The organism is Bradyrhizobium sp. BR 10289 (assembly GCF_019455385.1).
Classification (GTDB): Bacteria; Pseudomonadota; Alphaproteobacteria; order Rhizobiales; family Xanthobacteraceae; genus Bradyrhizobium.
This window is the reverse complement of the sequence record NZ_JACOFR010000023.1, coordinates 1-16,565: the sequence shown is the minus strand read 5'-3', so window position 1 is coordinate 16,565 and position 16,565 is coordinate 1. Positions and strand designations below refer to the sequence as shown.

Annotated in this window: 11 protein-coding genes; 1 reads left to right on the top strand and 10 read right to left on the bottom strand. The window is 62.8% G+C overall.

Going from position 1 to position 16,565, the window contains the following annotated elements:
- Nucleotides 1–2: 2 nt before the first annotated feature.
- The 4 genes from HYH08_RS29215 to HYH08_RS29200 form a co-directional block, all read right to left on the bottom strand.
- Complete coding sequence (locus tag HYH08_RS29215; protein ID WP_220013290.1) at nucleotides 3–3,308, bottom strand: UvrD-helicase domain-containing protein; 3,306 nt, start codon at nucleotides 3,306–3,308, stop codon at nucleotides 3–5.
- Nucleotides 3,305–5,950 (bottom strand): PD-(D/E)XK nuclease family protein, encoded by a 2,646-nt coding sequence (locus tag HYH08_RS29210; RefSeq protein WP_220013289.1) that lies wholly within the window; start codon nucleotides 5,948–5,950, stop codon nucleotides 3,305–3,307. Before HYH08_RS29210 ends, HYH08_RS29215 begins: the two co-directional genes overlap by 4 nt.
- A 126-nt stretch (nucleotides 5,951–6,076) precedes the next feature.
- Nucleotides 6,077–6,673 (bottom strand): hypothetical protein, encoded by a 597-nt coding sequence (locus tag HYH08_RS29205; protein ID WP_220013288.1) that lies wholly within the window; start codon nucleotides 6,671–6,673, stop codon nucleotides 6,077–6,079.
- A gap of 6 nt (nucleotides 6,674–6,679) precedes the next feature.
- Nucleotides 6,680–7,399, bottom strand: a complete 720-nt coding sequence (locus HYH08_RS29200; RefSeq protein WP_220013287.1) for a hypothetical protein — start codon at nucleotides 7,397–7,399, stop codon at nucleotides 6,680–6,682.
- 171 nt (nucleotides 7,400–7,570) lie between these two features.
- Here HYH08_RS29200 and HYH08_RS29195 point away from each other — a divergent pair, with 171 nt between their 5' ends.
- Nucleotides 7,571–8,284, top strand: coding sequence for a hypothetical protein (locus HYH08_RS29195; RefSeq protein ID WP_220013286.1), 714 nt, complete (start codon nucleotides 7,571–7,573; stop codon nucleotides 8,282–8,284).
- 75 nt (nucleotides 8,285–8,359) lie between these two features.
- Here the strand turns inward: HYH08_RS29195 and HYH08_RS29190 are convergent, their stop codons facing one another.
- The 6 genes from HYH08_RS29190 to HYH08_RS29165 form a co-directional block, all read right to left on the bottom strand.
- Nucleotides 8,360–9,313, bottom strand: coding sequence for a hypothetical protein (locus HYH08_RS29190; RefSeq protein ID WP_220013285.1), 954 nt, complete (start codon nucleotides 9,311–9,313; stop codon nucleotides 8,360–8,362).
- 1,124 nt (nucleotides 9,314–10,437) lie between these two features.
- Nucleotides 10,438–11,664 carry a tyrosine-type recombinase/integrase gene (locus HYH08_RS29185; protein ID WP_220013284.1) on the bottom strand — a complete coding sequence of 409 codons (1,227 nt, stop codon included), beginning with the start codon at nucleotides 11,662–11,664 and terminating at the stop codon, nucleotides 10,438–10,440.
- Nucleotides 11,665–11,673: 9 nt separating this feature from the next.
- Nucleotides 11,674–12,129: a helix-turn-helix domain-containing protein gene (locus tag HYH08_RS29180; protein WP_220013283.1), complete on the bottom strand. Its 456-nt coding sequence runs from the start codon at nucleotides 12,127–12,129 to the stop codon at nucleotides 11,674–11,676.
- A 491-nt stretch (nucleotides 12,130–12,620) separates the two neighbouring features.
- Entirely contained in the window at nucleotides 12,621–13,427 is an 807-nt protein-coding gene (locus HYH08_RS29175) for a 3'-5' exonuclease (protein WP_349631467.1), read from the bottom strand.
- A gap of 79 nt (nucleotides 13,428–13,506) precedes the next feature.
- Nucleotides 13,507–14,433, bottom strand: coding sequence for a DUF4357 domain-containing protein (locus HYH08_RS29170; protein ID WP_228748142.1), 927 nt, complete (start codon nucleotides 14,431–14,433; stop codon nucleotides 13,507–13,509).
- A gap of 67 nt (nucleotides 14,434–14,500) precedes the next feature.
- Nucleotides 14,501–16,432 carry an AAA family ATPase gene (locus HYH08_RS29165; protein ID WP_220013281.1) on the bottom strand — a complete coding sequence of 644 codons (1,932 nt, stop codon included), beginning with the start codon at nucleotides 16,430–16,432 and terminating at the stop codon, nucleotides 14,501–14,503.
- Nucleotides 16,433–16,565 lie beyond the last annotated feature (133 nt).

Below are 16,565 nucleotides of genomic sequence, written 5' to 3'. Positions count from 1 at the left end.
GCCTATCGTGGGGGAAGAGTGACCCAATCGATTTGGCCGGACGTCATGTAGACGATGGCTCCGCGCTCTGCCCCGGTCGCATGAAGGTATTGGCCGAGCTGCTGCCGGTATGCCGCTCGGTCGACGTCCTTGGGAGCGACATCGCTCTTCCAATCGAAGACGACCGTGCCGCCGTCGTCCCCTTTGGCGATCGCATCAGCCCGACCAGCGATCAAGTGATCGGAGTCGGCGGAGACGGAGGAATGGATCGGGACCTCCGCCAAGAGTTGGCTTCGAAAAGGTGCGAGGTCCGGCAGCCAAAGGGTCTTGATGGCCGTATCCGCAAGTTCGCCCGCATCCAGGCGTGCGGTGGATGACGAGGTGGAGAGGAGTTGATCGCCCAGCTCTACTGCCCTCGAGGCCACCGTCGCCAGGCTCTCCTCAAGTTCACCGGTGATCAGTTCTTCCATTAATTTGTGCAGAAGAATGCCCCGGATTCGCCCGCCCTCGACATTCGTGAGGAGGCCAAGCGGTCCATCGTCGCTCAATTCGGATGCGAGCGGTTCCGCGATCACATCGGGATCGCCGTCGCTCGGAGAGATCCAGCGGATCTGCGGCGTGTTCTCGAGTCGCGCTTGCTCCTCAGCGAAGATTTCCGCGCTCTGCAGATTTATCGCCGAGACCGGTGCGACGATCTCGGAGCGAGCAAGGCCTGAGATGTTCAGCTCTGGGATCGTGTCTAATCTGAAGTCCAAGAGCTTCGCCCAGGAGGCGTCGTTGCTCCAAGTGAAATCCGGTATGATCAGCGTCTCCATCGCCCGCGTGCAAGCCACATATAGAAGCCGCAGATTCTCGTTCCGCTTCTCTGTCTCCTCCGCGAGCAGGGCGTCTCCGAGACTGGGCGGCACGACCTGACCCAGCGCCCAATGTAGACTCTCGTCGGCGCGGCGATAGACGAACGCTTCGGCTCTGCGGGGCATCGACGCGCGGTTGATCGGAATGACGACCGGCCATTCGAGGCCTTTGGAGCTGTGAACCGTGACGATTTCAATGGACTGTCCGTCCGCCTCGACCATGCCTTCGGGCGAAGCCTGTCCGCGCAACCACTCGTCGTCTATGTCCCGGGCGAACTGAACGAAACCGCGGACGCGATAGCGACGTGCCCGCTCCACGAGCCCATCGAGGTTTGCGAGCGATCTTGCGGCTTGATCGGCGCTGCGGGCCGCGACAATGCCTCGGATGCGCAGCCGTTCGATCGCCTCGGCCAGGATCAACGAGGGCGTGGTTCCGTTGACCCGAGTTCGGAGGTCTTGCAGTACGGTCAGCACCTCTCGCGCGATCGGATGATCGATGGCCGTCGGGTCGGTCCACAAGGAGAGCCCGACGATCTTCTCCCGTTCGTACGGCGTCGTTAAGCTTGCCGTGATGTCCAGCAGCTCTTGCTCGGTCAGACCGACCAGGGGGCCGCGCATGAGTGCACCAAGCGCCAGGGTATCGCGCGGGTCGGCCAAGGTACGGATCAAAGCCACCAGATCCTGCGCTTCCTGTCGTTTGAACAGGTTCTTACCCGCCTGCGACGCGAACGGCAGGCCGGCTTCCTCCAGCGCTCTCTCATATCTCCAGAGATCGGTCGAGACGGGCGCGAGGAGCGCGATGTCGCCCGGACCGAGGCGCCTGGTCACGCCGTCGTTGAGCTTCAGTTCGACGTTGCCGATCAGTCGCGTGCACACTTCGGCTACCACGCGGGCTTCTTCGTCTCGCGAGCCGTCAACGCGTGTCTCAGGGGGAAGCCGTACCGACACTTTGGCTACGCAAGGCAAGCCCTGCGCGGCTTCGGTCCGCGTGCTCCGAAGGGCGACATAGCCTGCTTCCTGAGAGCCAAGGCGTTCCTCGAAGCACCGGTTGATGTGCTCGACTATCTGGCCGCGGGAACGGAAGTTGGCCGTGACCCGGAGAACATTGTCGGGAAACCGTGCCTCGATGGCCCGCCGTACCGTCAGGTACGTCGCGAGATCCGCACCCCTGAATCGGTAGATCGCCTGCTTCGGATCTCCGACTAGAAAGAGAGACCCGGGTCGTAACAGTCTCTGCTGCCAGTGCGGCGAGTGCTCCTCGGAACCGCATAGCAGGAACAACGTTTCGGCCTGCGTCGGATCCGTGTCCTGAAATTCGTCGACCAGGATCCGGGAGAAGCGCTCGCCGGCGGTTTTCCGAACGAGAGGATAGTCGCGTAACACGCCCCGGCACGTGAACAGTAGGTCGTCGAAATCCAAAACGGCGGCGCGGCGTTTGAAAGTCGCGTATTGCTCGAGCACCTCGTCAATCTCCGAGGAGAAGGAGCCGATGATGGCGGTAGCAATTCGACCCATCAGCGCGCTGTATGTCCTTCGGCAGCGCGCATAGTGTTCCTCTGCCTGATCAGCGAGGCGATCGCCGGCTTCGCGGCCGGCAACCTTTCGCCAAATGCCGCGCCGCTTATAGTCGCGAAGATCGAAGGAGCCCTTGCGCATGATCGGCAGCCATGCCGGGTGCGCCAATGTCCAGAGCCTTTCGAAGGCGGGCCGAGGATCGAAGCTTCCGCTGAAGTGGCTGACCAAAGTCTCAAGAGCGACGATGTCGGAATCCGCTTCCGGAGGAACGTCGATGTGGTCGCACCATCGACGGAACTCGCGGACGCTCTCAGAGAAGTCGACGTCGGCGCTCGCGTCCAGATCGGAAGTCAGCGGCCGCGCACCGCGATAACGTCGACGGAAGCGTGCGAAACTCCGCAGGAGCTCCTCGGCGCCGATGGGGTCTCTCCGAGCCACCGAGACGATAGGGTCGTCAACTGTGGCCGCCGTCGAATCGAGGCGAGACCGAAACCAAGCGTCGAAGATGGAGTCGAAGGCAAGATCGGCCTGATCGCCGTCCAGCACTTCGGCGCCCGGGTCGATCCCGGCTTCAACGGAATAGGCGCGCAGCAGGTCATGGCAAAAGCCGTGGATCGTTCCGCACGTTAGTTCGTCGAGTCGCTCAGAAGCCGCTTGCAGTGCCAATCGCTGATTGTCCGTCGGCCCATTCGGCAGGCCCAATCGGAGTTCGTAGGGCACGTGCCCGGAGAGGATACGTTCCAAATACCAGGCGATGCGCTGACGCAACTCGCCGGCCGCGAGCTCGGTGAAGGTGATTGCAGCAATCGATCGGGGATCCGTGCCAGCGGCAAGCAGCAGGACGACACGGCCGGCCAAAAGAGATGTCTTGCCCGTGCCTGCGGCGGATTCGACCAATAGACATGAATCCAGTTCGGTGAGCGCTCGCTTGCGGGCGAAGTCGTCGATCGTGCCCGTCATGGAGCGCTCCAGAAGCGCGCCAGTTTCTCGCTCGCTCTATTATAGGCGACGAGCTTGCGTCGACCATAGCCTGGAGACGCCGGGAGAGCCAATCGAAGATCGTTCGACGCGTCGAAGGAAGATCGGCCATGTACGGCAACGCCGCGGCTGAGCATTTCGACGGCAGCGTTGACGAAGTCAGCGATTTGCTCGATCGCCGCGTCGATATCGTTAAGCCTGAGAACCATGGTCTCGCCGCCGAGATAGAACAACCTAGCGACGATTCGCGGATCCTCCAGCAATTGACGGCAGGCGAGCGAGTACAAGGCACGTTGCAGCTCCGAGCCGCCCCCGATCACGATGCGGCCGGCGTTCTTGGGAGGAGCGCTAGTCTTGTAGTCGGTCACGCGGGCCGCCGAACGGTCGCTCCGCAAGTCCAGCCGATCGATGGTACCGCGCAATGAGATCGGCGTTCCCGGCACCGAGACGGGAATTTTCGGGTCCCACGGCAATTCCCGCTCGACAGCGAAGTCATCAGGTTGGCCGAAGGGGACTTCGGTCCAGCTGCGGGTACCCGTGTCCGAGATCTCCTTGCGCAACAGGCCGACCGACGCCATGGAAGCCGCAAAATCGACCGTGTTGGTCCATAGAAGAGACGGAGGCACCTGGCCCTCGAGAGGCCAGTCTTCCCGCACGGTGCGCACGGCTTCCTGCAGGGCAGCTTCGATTTCCGGGTCGGAGGCACGAGCATAGCCTGGGTGGGGTTCGAGCGTGTCGACCGCTCGGCGCAGGAGCTCATGGACGAGCTTGCCGAACTCGTCCGGTGCGATCGTGAGCGGCTGTTCGCGATCGCGGGGTACGCTCCATCCAAGCCCGTAGCGCCAGATGAAGCCGAGCGGGTCGCGTAGCAACAGCCGCAAAGACGTCGGGGATTGCACGCGACCGATCGCCTTCAAGACGACCGGATGGTCGGCAGCGAAGAGCCCGTCGTTCGGCGTGAACTGCCCGAGGTGCCAATTGCGCCAACACTGATCGGCGGAAACGATTCTGGGCGTCTTCGCCGCGTCGCTAGGACGGGCCATCAGCCTGTCCGATTCGCTCCAGGCATGTTCGGGAATGCGCGCCCGCGACAAATAGGTTTCCGTGACGTCCTGCAACAGCGGACTGCGACCAACCCGAGCGCCCTGCGCGCTACGCCGGCTACGCGAAAGCACGACGCCGGCCGACGCGCCTTCGAGGATCACGCGAAAGTGTCTGCGATCGGCCTGCGCGATCGGATCGACGTCGAACTCCTCCGCCGACAGCACGTGATCGGGCACGATGGAATCGCCGCCGTCACGTCGGGGCCAACTCCGGTCCGTCAGTCCCAGCAAACGGACGAACGCGCGCGGCGCGGCGGCGAGCTCGCGCGCCGAACACCAGACAATCGAATCGGCGGCTTCGTTCTCGGATGAGAATCGTGAATTGCCCAACGAGAGCTCTATCGCCTCGGTAGGTGCTTTTCGCAGGGCAGCATCCCAAAGCTGCAGTGCGCGTCCGCGCAGGAAGTGATGCGCCGCCTCCTGCGCGGCGGAAATCCCTTTCATTAGAACTTCGAGTAGAGGGAGGATCGCCTGTGTGCCGAGAAGGGAAGGATCCTTCAGCGCCGCAGCGGCAATCGTGCGTCGCCAGTCCTCCACGCGGGCCAAGGTGGCCCCTCGTGGGACGGCGCCGAGCCATCGTTCCGGCAGTGCGTCCAGTGACGTGCCTTGGCCGCGACACAAGGACATCAAGCGTCGTATGCGCTGCTGGTTCAGACCATGCAGCAGAACGTCGGCGAGCGCCGCACATCGTTGCCCGTCACGCGTCGACAGCGCGGGGATCCCATGCGTGAAGTGCAGTCTCAGGCCGGCATCGGCGGCCAGCGCGCAGAAATGATCGTCCCAGGCGATGGTGCCGGCCGACCCGATCGCGATTTCGTGCGGTTTCGCGGCTCCTGATACGATCAAATGACGTGCCCAGCGAAGGCTCTCGACGACCTCATCATGCGGATCTGCACAGGAGACGGCGGAGATGGTAGGCTCGCGGGCGGACCTCGCTTGCCATAGGATTATGCCCGTGAACCATTCGGTCTCGGCATACTTGGGCGCGTGCCATTCGACCGGAACCTCCCTCGCGAGCGCCTCGATCAAGGATCGCCACACAGGTGCGATGAAGGAAAGGCTCGAGAGGTTCACCGGTCCGATCGTGCGCGCGGCGTGTTGAATCCGTCCGAGAGCAGCATTGCGCAAATCACGCGATGCCAGCATCGCGACCGGCAGAGATCGTCGTACGCGATCCTCGATCAGAGCCAGATCTTTGAGCCGGTCGTTCCCCGCGTGGTGCTCGGAGCGGAGATCTATGTCCGCGTCCCAGATCTTGCGCAGGCTCCGCGCAACGGCCCGGCTCATGCCGGGGAGGTGCCGAACTCCCTCCAGATCGCGGAAGCCACCCTCCGCGAGCGCATCCTGAACGGCGAGGTCCAGCCGCTCCGGCGTGATGGGCGTTGCAAATCCGCCCGCCAAGCGCGCAGCGAGCAGCGGCAGCGTCAAAATCTGGAGGCCGCAGTCGTTCGCGCGCGCGGCCGCCGCCCGGCGCATCTGGAAGGCAAGCGATCCTTCGATGACTGTAGTCCGGATCCGCAAGAATAGTGTTCCCCAAGTCCGTCAGAGCAAATTGAAATCGAATTCGGCGCGACGTTATCACACTGACATCATCGGCCGGCTATCTCATTGCCGAATTTCGAATGACCGGTCGATGGGGCGCCTATGTTATCGGATCGTCGCGCCAATCGTTGTCGCTATCTCCTTCTCGTCATCCGAGCTGCAGCCGCAGAAGAAGCTCTTATCCGCCGGGGCAGTACCGAACTGAACGGTTCTTTCGACCGAATGTGGTCCAGGCCGGATGACGTAGTCGTTTTCCGATTTGCCTTGCGAAACCGCGAGGCAGCCAACGTATTTTCCTTCGATTCTACGCAACGCCGTCAATTGGTCCGAGGTCGACACCTTTAGTCCGCTCGGATCAGGCGAGCAAACATACGTCAGATAGGCTATTTGGGGGACAAAGGTCAGATCGTAGCAACGGCGAAGTGCAAAGTTCGCGATGCGCTGATCCCAACCACCGTTGCAGTAGACGTGCGAGTCCTTGTCGATCTGCTTGAGAACGTTGGCGAGGCCGACGAAATGCGATGCGCCCGATGAAGGTGTCGCTTCGTAGGTGAACTCAGGGTTCATTCGATTGTACAACCAGAATCCCGCGTAGCCGAGGGCCGCGATGACCGCCGCGCTGATCGCCGTGGCGAGCTTACCCCCGATCGTCTCGGTGATCTTGTCGCCGATCTTCTGCGCGAAGCTTCCGAGCAAGCTCATGATGTCCTACTGGGCGGATAGCCGAGGTTGGCCGGGCGTGACGATGGGTAGAAAGACTGTGCTCGCGAAGCGCCCGTTGCCCCACGTTGCCGAGATGGCGAGGGTCGGAAGACCGGCCGCGATGGAGCCTTTCTCGAGAATCGCGTGCTTCGTGCGTTCGTCTTCGTACGCGGATGCCGCGAAGCACACGACAGTGTCGGAATTCACCGGGTCCCGTGGTTCCGTGTCACCCGCGCCTCCCGAAGAAAAGAATTTCGTGACGCACGCTGTCAGCCGCTCGCTGGAATTCGATAGCAGGTTGATCAGGTCGTTGGGCACTTCGTTGACGGGCGCCGATGCGGCCATGATAGTCGCGAGCGAGTATGAAAGCGACTTCGAGTCACGCAACATCGGTCTATCCGGATCGCGCAAAAAGTTCACCGCGCTGATGACTTGTTGTGCGGGCGGGCTCGTTGCTACGGCACCATTGATCGAGAATACGCATGTACCGCTCTGCCGATCCTGCGTCTTGCTCACCTGCGATCCGGGATGAACAGCCACGCTCGCCCCCTTGTCAGGAGGTGCTGCGCAGGGAATCGTCGTGTCGTTCGCGGACGCGCCGACTATGATGCAGAGCGTAGCCAGGATAGTCATAATGGCGCTGTGGAATAGCTTCATCGTTGGGCCCAATAGAACGGAAGCCCGAGAGTATCCGACGTCGCGGTTTTTGCAATTGAGCAATTCCATCTCATCAACCTCTGGGAGATTGTTGACGAGTTAGCTTCCCATCGCATCGTTTTCCCCGCATTTGTGGCCGTTGCCGACGACCGAAGCTTCCATTGTGCCAACTAAAGTGGGCAACTGGAATGCCTAGCCCAGAGCTGGGCGAGTGCCATCATCAGCGAGGAGAAGGCGGCAATGCGAGGCATCAGAGCGATCTCGATCGATCCGACCGCGCGGTCGATCACCGCAATTGAGGTCGGTCCCCAGACGTGTTCGTTCGGTGACTTCTTCGGCGAGAAGCCGGCGGTGGCGGCGAAGCTTCCGAAGGGCGACGTATTGCTGACGGCGGTGCGAGAACACGGGGAGGCCTTCACCATCGGCGGATCGCGCCCAATCGTCGGCCCTGGTCTGATTGTCGGTCGCCGGATCGAGTGGGGCGACCGCGCCTCCGCACGCATCGCCCTCGCCGACGTCGTCACGATGATCCGCTGGACCTCGGTCGACAAACCGCCGCCGCCGGCGCAGCCACCGCCGCCGGCCAGCGTGCGCGCAATCGTCATCGACCCGAAGCTGGGCATCATCCAGGAAGAAGTGATCGCTGCCCACATGCCGGCCGCGGACCGCTTGCTTGGCCGCCCGCACGACTGGCATATCCGACTTCCGAGCAGCGATTACCTGCTGTCCGGAAAGACAGACCGCGCCTGCGACTGGTGGTGGCGATACGACGGCGCTAAGTTCATCGGTCGTTGTGTGATCGTGGGGCACGACCACAAGACGGACTACTTCGCCGACGCGAGGGTCGGGGTCGAGCACCTACGGAAGCGGATCGAATTCCGGGGGGCGGACGACCAGTTCTGGGTCGGCTATTCCGATCGCCAAGCTATGGAAGTATCAAAGGCCGAGGGATAGCACGCGATCTGTCTCCCGGCGCATCATTGCGTTGACGCCAAATCGATTGCCGGGCGCGAGGCCAACGGATGGGGCCTATCCCTCGCCTTTCCCGCGCCTGACGCTCTTCGGGGTGGCGGACGCGATGTAGCGGCCCTCGCCTAGCATCTTGAACTCGGCCTCCGCCTGCTTCGCGCGATCCCGTAGGGCGTGCCTCAGCCACGATTCGGTGAAGCCGTCCGGGGGATCGACGTGGTCCCAGATCCGCGTGAAGTGCACGGAGGCGGGGTAGCAGTTCGCGATGAAGGCGACGGCTTTGCTAACCAAGACAGGAGAGAGCTCTCTTCGCCGGGAAAGATCCGTATCGACGCGCTTGTAGATTGACTTGCGCTTGGGCCTCGCCGGACGCGGGACTCCCTCGAACCATAGGCTGCCATCCTTCTCCGTCTGAATGCGCGAGCCTCTGAGCGCCCTGGAGATTGCCCGGCCGGGCTTTCCAGGTGCGTAGCGATCGAGTGTGGACGGCGGATATTCGCCACTTTCGAGGTCTCGGGAGTATAGGGGGTAGCCGGCCCGGACGAGAGCCCTCGCGGTGACCTCGGCGAACTTCGGATTCTCGGCTCCGGTCCAAACGACCGGCTTGAGGAGTTTGCTCGGGTCGCCGGCAGCCTTCCGAGGCGAGCGCGGTACGTCTTCGACGAGGCGCCCAGTCTCGGGCGGTCTGGCAGCGGCCGGCCGGCGCGCCGACTTCGTGACCTCGCTGGCGGCGGTCGAAGTCTCAGGCTTTGCATCCCCGCGCGCGATGAGCGCGAGAATCCATGCCTCCTCGGCCAGGCGCCGGGCCATCAACCGCAGTCTGTCGGGCATCTCGGCGGCCCGTGCCTGCTGGCGCATCTTCCAGGCCTTGACGTATTTGGAGACCCTCTGTCGACCTCCGCCCGTCTGACGGTGAACGCCGTCGATGCCCACCGCTGCCACGCCCTTCTCGAGCGCAATCACGTCGGCGGTCCGGAATACCTTGTCCTTCAGTTCGTTCGTGTCGTGGCGCACCACCCGCCCCCGCGGTTTCTTCGCGCTGTTTCGGCGCTCGTTCGAGGTGTACGACGGGCGGCTTTTCGGCGCGCTAACGACGGGAGCCGGAGTGTAATCAGGGTTGACGAAAGGTGCTCCCGAAGGCCCTCCAGAGGAACGCTGAGTCCCGAGAAAATCCCGAAGGCCATCGGGAACGCCCGTCAGACGGGCGTTCCCGATCTGTCGCTTTACAAATAGAGCTATGGCGACAGGTGGATTAAATGCGGAGAACCCGCATGGAATATGAAGAAATAGCTTCTGTACTCCAATCGGTTAGCGAGAATGCTCAGTCTTGGCAAATGCGCGGTTTATAAGGCTTTTGGAGAACAAACGGAGCCGATGCGCATCGAGAGTCCCGAAGAAGTCCCGAAGGGGAAAGCAGCCTGACTCCGGGGTTGAAAACTGGGCTCGCCGCCGGCCACGCCCGTAATGGAGAAGGACGTTGCTGTAGATACTCAATCCTTACCGGGCGCTGAGATCTGCATCGAGTCAAACCACCTGACTCCCAAAGAGTCATGGCCCGTGACTCCCGGAAGGCTCCTCCGTCCACGACCGCCTAACAAGCGATGCAGTTGCCGGAGAGCCAACACGCGCCCCATTTGTGCCGGCGGCCCCCGCGAGCCCGGCCCGCTACTTCAACCAAGCCCAGTGGATTAGAGACGGCATGATGTCTGACAAACAACAGGCCTTGCCCGCCTCTGTCTTGACTGGCCCGATGTCGATGCACAACCGGTGCCCTCAATCCACGCGTCCAACCGATGCCAATACCCTCTATGCCCCTACTATCAGGGCGGAATGGGTGTCGATCTCACGCCGGTTGGCCGCGAAGCCACTCCGCTCGACGCTGGCGTGAGAAATCGGCACGGGCGTGAGCATCCGCGATATTCGTTAGAATCGACCTCTCGGCGGCCAGAACGTGGAAGCCCGCAAAACTTTGCGCGGCCTCGGCCTATTCGGCTGAAAGCAGATGGCGCCGACGGTTGGCCGTCGGCGCCATCTGTACAATGCGGACTGGTTTTATTCGCGTCGCGCCATCATCTGGGGCGAGCCGCGAGACCTCCACCGCGGAGTTCTGGAAAGGAAGCAGCTGTTCGACCGCCAAGTTAAGCTGCCGCCCGCCGCAAGTTGGCCAGCCGGTGTTGGAGCTGATCACGCAGATTGAGGGCAAGGTGAATGTGGCGCAGATTCACGGCTGCGGGGAACGATGGAAGAGCATCGAGCTCGCTCACTACGGCAATATTGGACCGCAGTCTCGCGATATCCCGCATCAGCACGGCGGCCGCGACATCCTCCTGCACCATATGTAGGTAGCGTCGCGTCTCCTTGTCCGTCGTGTGGCCGAGAAACCGCTGGACGATAGCGATGTTGCCGCACACCCGCAGCAGACGCGTGGCTGCGGTGTGCCGCAGATCATGCACCGTGAAGTCGTCGATGCGGGCGAGAACGAGATCAGCGTCGAATCGTTTCCAGAAATATCCCGGTTTGATCTCGATCCGATCGCCCTCCCGATAGGAGGTATGCTTCCCGTTGCAATTCCTTTTTGCCACGAGAGTGAAGACGAACGACGGATGTTGACCTTTCACCTCCTTCAACAGTTCTAGAGCGTAGTCTGACAGCGGCACGACATGGGGCTTCTGTCCTTTCTCGGTGACCGTCACCTTTCTCGCGTCTTCGTCGACCTGATCCCACTTCAATCCGCACGCCGGCTTGCGGCGCAAACCGGTTTCGATGATGAACTGCCAGAGGCGGCGGATCTCTGGCTTGCTCACCTCCGCAAGTCTGCTCTCTTCAGCGGCGCTGAGTTCGCGCATTTTCCATGGTTCGGGAAGAAGCCACTTATCGGGATTCAGACGTTCGATCTTCTCCTTGATGATGTCGATCGTGTAGTTGACCATGCGGTTGATGAGCCGCATAAAATCGTTGATCGAACTGTTCTGCCGCTTGCCGGGCGTTCGCGTCCGATCGGACGGCAGTTCTTCGAACCGCTTGCGAAATTGTAGCATGAGGTGGTCGGTGATCTCGCAGACGGGAGTATCCTTCCCAACGATGTTCTCCGCGACCTGCAACTGCACCTCTAAAGACTGCGAATTCGTCGTGCGTTTGCCATGAAGGTCGAAATAGTCCTTTCTCACTTCGTGGAATGTCTTGCCACCTTTCGGCCGCGCGTATGAAGGCAGTAGGGATGCCTCCCTCAGCTGAGCCTTCCACTTCTTCTCCTCCCGCTTAGCGGCGGCATAAGATGTGCAGCCGGAGGATTTGCAATAGCGTTTTCGACGGTACCAAAAATCGATCTGGTAGATCGTGCAACCTGGCTGCAGATAGACCGACATTCGCCCTCGCTATAAGTTAGGATGCCGACGAGCGAGCGCATTTTCGCGCGCGATCACACGCCTGTGCTGACCCGCATAGAACTGGAGCAGGTCATTCGGCGTGAAAATCCGGCGCGGGCGTTCGGTGCCAGTACCCTTTTGGAAGTAACTGATAGTACCGTCCGTCACATGGAGGCGCAACGTCTTCACGTGCATTTTCAAGATCTTAGCGGCCTCGTTCATTCCGACCGAAGCACGTCCAGCGAATCCTTGAAAAACTTCCTTGCAGAGCACTTCGGGCACTCCGGCCGCGCGCGCCAGAGACAAAACGAATTCCGAGCAGTCGGGCAGTGATGAAACGCTAATATCGAATCCTTGCTCGCCTCTGCCCCCAGCATCTCGAACTTCACCCCGGGCAACTCCGTTTAGCGGCTCGCCTGTAGATCGCTTTCGCCGCTCGCCCTCCGATCCACTGTTCGTTGACATGCCCTCGGTCTCCGCTTTTGGTTGGATGATTTTTCAAGGACTCGTTAAAACTGAAGCCTCGCGGTTGGCTCGATTTCGAATCCTTAAAAAATGAGGATTCGCGCCGGCGTCGCCCGATCTGCCGAACGCCTCAGCGGTTGTCGCGCACTTCCCTAAATGACCCTTTTGATAACGAAGGTGTGATGTGTGGGTTAGAGCGCTGCGACGCGCTTTGATCGTTCGACCTCCGCCAGGGTCGGCAGTCCTTCGCCCTCCATAGCGAGGGCAGGAAATGCGCGGCAGGTCACTCTTGCTCGTACGCGATCGCTCCGGCGGGAAGCGCGCACCTTCGCCGATGCGCTCGATAGGTTCGACCGTGCGGCATCGCCGTCCTTCTTGGATCGGAAATCGTGCCGAGGGATCAGCCGCGATCCGAGTAGCGATCGAACGCGTCGAGGCGTCGGGCGTCGATCTCCGCATGGTCCCTTCGGTAGATTTCGCGCACTAGAAAGCTACGTTCGTCCTCGAGCGCCTCTTCCCGGACATCGATGAACCAAGCCTTGGTCCCGCCCGTCCTCGCCCGGATCCCAGCGGTAGCCGTGCGACTTCAGAATCTCGCGGAGCTCGAACGGCGCTCCGATCGCGCGAATGCGCCAGCGCGGGGCTCTCGCGGATTCCAACAGGACGTCGAGGGCGCGGCGCCCGCTGCGGGGAAGCGCGCGGGAAAGGATTTCCAGGCCCGCGTGGCAGTCGTGCACGGCGCGGTGTCCGTCATGGAAGAAGCCACAGGCTGCCGCGAGGTGGCTAAGTCTGGTGCCCTCGGAGAATCCTTCTGCCGCCCATTGGATCTCGGTCAACGAGCACGCCCAGGCCACGCGGACGAAGGAGTCGCAGAACCGTTCGGCGAAGCGTCTGTCGAAGGCGGCATTGTGCGCGACGACCAATACCGCGTCGCCCAGGAACGCGGTCACCTCGGCAGGCTCGATCGATCGCCCGGCGACCATTTCGTCGCTGATCCCCGTCAGTGCCGTGACGGCGGCGGGCACCGGTCGACCCGGATCGCGAAACCGGCTGAAGGATTCTCCTACCGCGAAGATGCGGCCGTCGGACGAGAAGTCGAACGGCGCCATGCCGAGCTCGATGATCTCGTCGCGCGCGGGATCCAGTCCCGTGGTTTCGGTATCCAGAAAGATTCCGCGATGGAGCCCCGTGCCGTCCGGCGAGTGGTAGGCGGAGCGCGGCTCGAGGCGCCGAAGGATCCGGTATCGCCCGGAAGCCTCCAAGATCTCCGCCAAGCGCTCGAGCTCCGTTGCGTCCATCTGAATCATCCTCGATCGTTGCATCAGTCGCTTCAGCAGACGCCAGCGCGACAAGCAAGGCTTCTAGCTGCAAGCCAGACTACGTCAGCAGAACCGGGCGCGGAGGATCGCGGGGCACCCAACGACCGGCGGAGTGGGCGCCCGCCAAGGTTTTGGCGGCGATCGAGGTCGAGGGGAAGGAAACCGCGACGGTGAGTCGGCGCCGGTCGGCCACTCCGGGGATGGGCTCCAACACCCCCGCGGCAAAGAGTTCGGCGCGTCGAGTACGGGTCAACGGCGGGACGGAATCGTTCGTGGCCAGCCGCACCTCGCTGCCGGCGCTCACGACGAACCGCCCGTCGACCTGATAGCCGCGCGCCCACAGGCCTCCGTACCTCAAGGCGAATTCCACGGAGCCTGACGGCACCGTGCTGACCCCGATATCGATCGGTTCGGAATCCGCGGCGTCGTCGGGGGGCGCGTCTTCGGCCTTAATCGCTTCCGCGTCGACCGACGGATGGAAGATTCTGCAGCCGGCGTCGTGCAGAAGACGCAGCGCATCGACGAAGATTCGATCGTGTGTGGCGCGCTCCGCGTCGGTCAAATCCGGCTCGGGCGGCGCCGCGCCTTTCCAGACGGAAACCACTCCCGCCTCCACGGCGCAGCGGGTCAAACGAAACTGAAAATCGACGCAGATTGCCTTGTCGAACGGTGCGCCATCGCAGCCACTGATGACGTAGACGTCCCGGGCGAATTCCGTTTTCGCCGAGTCGGCCGCGTGCTCCGACAAACGACGTGCGGGTCGGCGGCTTTCTCCGAGATAGGCCGTCCGGCCGTCCGTCAAGACGTACGCGCCGGGGGTATGCAAAAGCCCCGCCGCGGCGATGCGGGGCAGATCCGACATGCAGAAGGCATGGACGACGGATCGGCTCGCGCCGTCGGAGATGCGGCGATAGCTGAGGATGCCGCCGAAGGGGCGATGGATGACGGCGGTGGACGGCGCGTCGTTCGAAGGATTCGTCGTCATGGTAAGCTCCGTGCAGGTTTCCATAGGTGTACGGCGGCCCGCGTCAGGATTCGGCCGAGATAGCGGTCTATCCTGGTGCGTTTGCGACGATCGCGCGAACCTCGTCGCCGGTCAGATGACGCCGATCGATCAAAGCTTCGGCCAACGCCTCCAGCGAGCCACGACGAGCGCGGACGATGTCGACCGCCCGCGCCTGCAGACGCGCTAGGTCGGCGTTGACGGCATCGCGCAAGTTCCGATCGACGCGCAGCAGCGCCGCGGCGGCATGCTCGTCGCCGAGATAGGCGAGCCCGGCGCCGAGTCCGGTCGAAGCGTGGAGGCCCGCGATCGCGGTCGTGGCCGCCGCGAGATCGCTGGCCGCATTCGCCGAACAGTCGCCGGCATAGATCACAACCTCTGCGGCTCTTCCGCCGAGCTCGGCACAAACGCGCTGTTCGATCGTCGGGCGGGTCTCCACGCCTGCGCGCCGACGCGTGACCGTTCTCCCGAGTGCACCCGCACTGCCGACGAGATCGACCAGGGCGACTTCGTCGATCCCGAGGGTGAGACAGACGATCGCGTGCCCCGCCTCGTGCACCGCAATCCGCCGCAGGGTATCGGCGTCCCACGAGGCGCGCGGCGCCATGGCTTCGACCAGATCGTCGTAGCCGAGCGGGCGCCGCGCTTGCCGGGCGACGGATTTGGCGCGACTGACCGCGCCGGCGAGTTCAGCGGGGCTGCGGCCGATTGCGATCTGTGCGAGAGGCGCGAGGTCGACTTGCGAAAGTTGTCCCTCGAGTTGGTGACGCAGGATCGAAGCGATGCCTGCCGCGTCCGGCTCCGCGAAATGGATCGTCCGATCCAACCGCCCGGGCCGCGCGAGCGCCGGATCCACGCGATGCGGATGATTCGTGGCGGCCCAGACGAAGACGCCGGGGCGATCGCCGGAGACGGCCGAATCGAGCAACGTCAGGAATTCCGTCACGACGGGCGTCCACCAGGAGGACGAACGACCGTCGGTCAGCGAGGCGCGCATCGGCAACGCGTCGATCTCGTCCCAGAACAGCGCGCAGGGGGCGCAGGCCTCTGCGCGAGCGAACGTGTCCCTGACGGATTTGATGACAGAATCGAGAAATCCCGCCGACGTGGCGAAAGATTCTGAGATGGACGTTGCTATGAGCGGAATCCCGAGGTGGCGCGCAAGAATGCGGGCGAAGAACGTTTTACCGAGGCCCGTGGGACCGGCAAAAATGCAGTTTCCGCGGATTTCCTTAAAATCGACATGCCCGGCCAGGTAGTCCTCGTAGTCGCGGCCAAGAGCCAATCCAAATTCCCGGGCACTGCCGTATTCGATCGCGTCGACGAGGCGAGGAAGTCGGTCTCCGCGGGGCTGGCCGAGGCGCGAGGCGGCCTTGCGAAGACGCGCGTAAATCTCCGCTCCGGTCGAACCGACGCGGAAGGCCGCGACGAGGTCGTGGAAGTCGAGAGAGCCGAGCCCCTCGACGTGTTCGGCGGGAGACGAAACTCCGACGAAGCGCGCCACCGCATCGGCGACGACACGAGCGCTAGTCTTGACCTCGATGCTGGCATCGGCGGCGGCGGCGAGCGCTGTCGGCAGGATCGAGACCGAGCTCGCGATTCCGACGACCGATCGGCCGGACGACAGGTGGCCACCCACTTCGCGGTTGCCTACGTCGGCCTTATGGATGGTCCGGCTGCTGCCGTCCCGCGCATAGATGCGCAGACCACGGTCCATCCGTTCGAAGGCCCGTTCTAGGGGCTCGACCCAAGACGCGCTCGGAACGCGCACGATGATGGCAAGCCCGGTCTCCGTCATCAGCCGCTGCAGAAGGGCCGCCGCGTCGGCTCCGTCGAGCGCTGCGTCGACGAGACATTGTGCTGCGTCGGCGCCGGCAGGGGGCTCCTCGAGGTCCGCATCTTCGGCGAGATCGAAGTCGGTCTCTCCGAGCACCGGACGGGACCAGCCGCTTGGACGAATCGACCCGTCGCGCTTGCTCATGACGACTCCCGAGGGCGAGCGGAACGAAGCCGCTGGATGTGATCAGTATTAACAAAGATCTTGGGGGCGCATCGCGATGCCCTTGCGGCTCGCAGGCCGGAATGGAGCGGCCGCGGACGACGAAGGGCACAGA

Bases quoted from the DNA above. Each gene is read 5' to 3' on its own strand.
- HYH08_RS29215 (WP_220013290.1), bottom strand. From the start codon at position 3,308: ATGACGGGCACGATCGACGACTTCGCCCGCAAGCGAGCGCTCACCGAA.
- HYH08_RS29205 (WP_220013288.1), bottom strand. From the start codon at position 6,673: ATGAGCTTGCTCGGAAGCTTCGCGCAGAAGATCGGCGACAAGATCACC.
- HYH08_RS29200 (WP_220013287.1), bottom strand. From the start codon at position 7,399: ATGGAATTGCTCAATTGCAAAAACCGCGACGTCGGATACTCTCGGGCT.
- HYH08_RS29195 (WP_220013286.1), top strand. From the start codon at position 7,571: ATGCGAGGCATCAGAGCGATCTCGATCGATCCGACCGCGCGGTCGATC.
- HYH08_RS29185 (WP_220013284.1), bottom strand. From the start codon at position 11,664: ATGTCGGTCTATCTGCAGCCAGGTTGCACGATCTACCAGATCGATTTT.
- HYH08_RS29180 (WP_220013283.1), bottom strand. From the start codon at position 12,129: ATGTCAACGAACAGTGGATCGGAGGGCGAGCGGCGAAAGCGATCTACA.
- HYH08_RS29175 (WP_349631467.1), bottom strand. From the start codon at position 13,427: ATGGACGCAACGGAGCTCGAGCGCTTGGCGGAGATCTTGGAGGCTTCC.
- HYH08_RS29170 (WP_228748142.1), bottom strand. From the start codon at position 14,433: ATGACGACGAATCCTTCGAACGACGCGCCGTCCACCGCCGTCATCCAT.
- HYH08_RS29165 (WP_220013281.1), bottom strand. From the start codon at position 16,432: ATGAGCAAGCGCGACGGGTCGATTCGTCCAAGCGGCTGGTCCCGTCCG.